Consider the following 2,997-nt stretch of genomic DNA (forward strand, 5'->3'; position numbering starts at 1 on the left):
CGAATTTTCAGAGAGGGCCGTGGCTCTGCTTGTTTCGCTGCTTTTCAGATCCAAGTCCACATCATGGGTGATTGTGTCGGCATTCATCTTGATGGAAAGCGTCATGCCTCCAAAGAGCTTCTCGGATGTTTTGACAACGCGGCCTCTCCAAGACACTTGACGGCCCTTGTAATACTTCAGTTTATCGGCCCTCTGTTGGTCCGTGTTGTTTCCCTTGAAAAAGAATTCGTCGATCTCTTTCCATGTGATCGTAGGTGCCGGTGATTCGACATGCTGGCTGGTTGATTTGACTGGGGGATAATTTTCCAGTCTTGAACTGCTGCTCTGATTTCGATTGCTTGCGCTTGCAATGATGATGAAGAGGACAATTCCGATAAAGAGACACCCGCAGCCTGTTTTTGTATAGGAACCCGTCTTTTCTGGTTTTTGTGTAGCTAGAGCAGGTGGCATTTCCATCGGTTCATCAAGCTCGCTTTGCAGCAGTGCCACAGGTCGCCAAATGTTTTCTTTTTCATACCGAAAGGAGGTCCGCACGGTGATTTCAGCACGCCCCCACAAAGAGCGCATCTGTTCAAAGCTCAGCGGCCCCACCTCGTTTCCATCCTTCTGAATATAGTAGAGACTTTCAGGCATAGCCCCCCACCCTAGAGGGTTGGCATTATGATGCCAAGGTGTTTTCGACCTAGCACAGCTTGTATTGCAGATGGCGCGTCCATCTCAACTTGACCCTCGCGAACGAAAACTCGTGCTTCTCCTGAAACGGGAGCGCATGCGCAAAGGCATATCAGCGAACAAACTGGCAGCGCAAATCGGGTTGGCTCGAACCACCATCACGCACCTTGAGAGCGACGACGCATGCCCTACGTTTTGGGTGCTTCTCAAGATTGCGGATGGGCTAGGCGTGAACTTTCCAGAGCTTGTTTCAGAGGCGTTTGACTGAAAATTGATGCCTCATTCACTCTCCCCAGCATAACGCGCCCAAAGGTGCTGCGGCTCTTGTTTGTCTTTGCGCCGCTGCATAGCGGTAAGGAATGCAGCGCGCATATTTTCGGGCGGCACGCTTTCAGCTAATGCGTCTAGGATCAGTGTGTGAAAGTCAGCGAAGGCAATCAAGGAGTCGATTCTTTCTTGTGTTGTCATCGGCGGCAGGGGTGGCGAGCGGTATTCTTCCAGCGCCTCGCTGACGGTTTCCAGATCGTAAAGCGGGTATCCCGCTGGCGAGGTTCCTGCCGGTGAGATGTCGTATTCATCGACAATACGAGAAACTGTGCGGCGGTCGCATTGCAGAGCCTTTGCAATGGCATCTTTGCTCATTGGCGCGGGTGGGGTTTTCATGGCTTGGCGATGGGGTTAGAAAGGATCAATCGAAGCACTGTCGAAGGACGGCCCGGCCCGCTTGGTTTGCGTTCTTCAATTGTGAGACGGTCGGAATTTTCGTGAACGAGTGATTCGATTTCCGAGCGAGTGATATTGTGGGACTTGTCCAAATCTCGCAGGCTCATTTCATGGCTTGGGCAATTGAGAAGGATTGTTTCCAAACGCCGCAAGCGGTCTGTCTTCCCTCGTTCACGTCCTACCCGTAAAATCGCCATTTGTTCACGGATGAACCATGCGATGATCTCGACAGCATCGGCAGCCGTTGCCACGCTCAGAGGTTCGGAAGCGGCTTTGCTGCCATATTCAGAAGCATGCAGCACTAGCGCCAGCCTTTGTGCATTCTCTGCCCATCGGGCCGCGTAACTGCTCACGTCTGCAAGATGGCCCCCAGTGCGTCTGTCTTCAGTGGTCTGGTTTTCAAAATCACGAAACCCTTTTGCTGCCTCTGGTGAGAGTTCCACGATAGCGGGAGTTTCATCGCCTCGTTCGTGGAAGGTGTCCGCCAGTTGCTCCAATAAAGAGCGCCAGTCGCGAGACGCAGCGGGGTGCATGACATGTGGTTCGTCAGGGACAAACTCCGGTTGAGCTTTGGAATCAAAGGCAAGAAATCGCGGCAACAATCCCGATTCGGTGAACGCATCCTTAGAAAACATGGCGCGAAGTGCATCCGGTTGAATCATCCAAAACACGGTGAGACACGGCGCGGCCAAATGCGTTGCCGGGCGTCCAATTCGGTGAACGGTAAACGATTCCACCGAGAAGGCGCTAAGATAAATATCCTCGTCTGAACTGCCTGAACGATAGCGCCCCCCAAGCACGTCAACAACGCCGCGTGCTTCGGGTGACATGCTCGCCAGTGCTTCCAGCGTGCCACGGCTCAGAGCGTCCGCCAGAGCCTCGCGTGTGACATCCGCTACTGTCCAAAGTGGTTCCCGTAATTCAGTCGTGAGAGAATCCATCAGACGATTGAGCGGTTCAAGTTGAGCAGTGATCTCCTCACGCTCGAATGCGTTCGCCTTCTCGGCTTTCTTTTCCAATCCCTCGACAGCTTTTTTTGTCACTCTCAGACGTGCTTCCAAATTGGGCTTCTCGTGCTTGCGCCACTTATCTATTTTGTCGCGCTCCATCTCTTGCAGGGTGCGTGCGACAAGTGCGAAAGCACGGCCTTTGCCAGTGCCAGACTGAGCAGCCGCGAGAATGAAAAGATTGGCATGCGTCAGGCGGTGCGGCCCTGTCTTCAAAACAAGCCCCGCTCCGATTGCAGCAGATGCCGTAGCGATGGCAGCGGCAGCAGTGAGAGCCACGGGAACGCGTTCAGCGGCAGCGGCTTCTTCGGCGATATGTCGCAACATTGGTGGTAAAGCGGAAACGGGAAAAGGGGCAAAGTCAGAATCCCCGTTTTCCCCGTAATTAGCGCATTCGTCCAATTCTGGGGTTTCGGGGATTTTGCCGCTGGCCTCCGGTGCCAAATTGAAGATTACAGGCAAGAGTGAATTCTCTCGTTTGGTGTCGGCGGCTTCGATCTCGGAGGCTGTGCGAAGGCGGCAGTCTGTGTAAGAGCATTCACCTTTTTCGTGTAGTTGGGTGCATGTGGTTTCCCGCAGGTCGCAGCGGCAGATT

The 2,997-nt window shown here is 53.6% G+C and carries 4 protein-coding genes; 1 reads left to right on the forward strand and 3 read right to left on the reverse strand.

The annotated features are described in order from the left end of the window. A partial coding sequence (locus ACIREA_RS29695; RefSeq protein WP_397385939.1) for a DUF4339 domain-containing protein occupies positions 1 to 633 on the reverse strand: 633 nt, incomplete at its 3' end. 70 nt (positions 634 to 703) lie between these two features. Here ACIREA_RS29695 and ACIREA_RS29700 point away from each other — a divergent pair. Beyond that, positions 704 to 940 (forward strand): helix-turn-helix domain-containing protein, encoded by a 237-nt coding sequence (locus tag ACIREA_RS29700; RefSeq protein WP_397385940.1) that lies wholly within the window; start codon positions 704 to 706, stop codon positions 938 to 940. A gap of 11 nt (positions 941 to 951) precedes the next feature. Here the strand turns inward: ACIREA_RS29700 and ACIREA_RS29705 are convergent, their stop codons facing one another. Both ACIREA_RS29705 and ACIREA_RS29710 read right to left on the reverse strand, forming a co-directional pair. Next, on the reverse strand, positions 952 to 1,335 hold the full coding sequence (locus tag ACIREA_RS29705; protein WP_397385941.1) for a hypothetical protein: 384 nt from the start codon (positions 1,333 to 1,335) through the stop codon (positions 952 to 954). Then, positions 1,332 to 2,997, reverse strand: a 1,666-nt coding sequence (locus tag ACIREA_RS29710) for a DUF3987 domain-containing protein (protein ID WP_397385942.1), incomplete at its 5' end; no start/stop codon positions are given. The genes ACIREA_RS29705 and ACIREA_RS29710, both read right to left, overlap by 4 nt.

It is taken from the genome of Prosthecobacter sp. (genome assembly GCF_044373815.1).
Classification (GTDB): domain Bacteria; phylum Verrucomicrobiota; class Verrucomicrobiia; order Verrucomicrobiales; family Verrucomicrobiaceae; genus Prosthecobacter.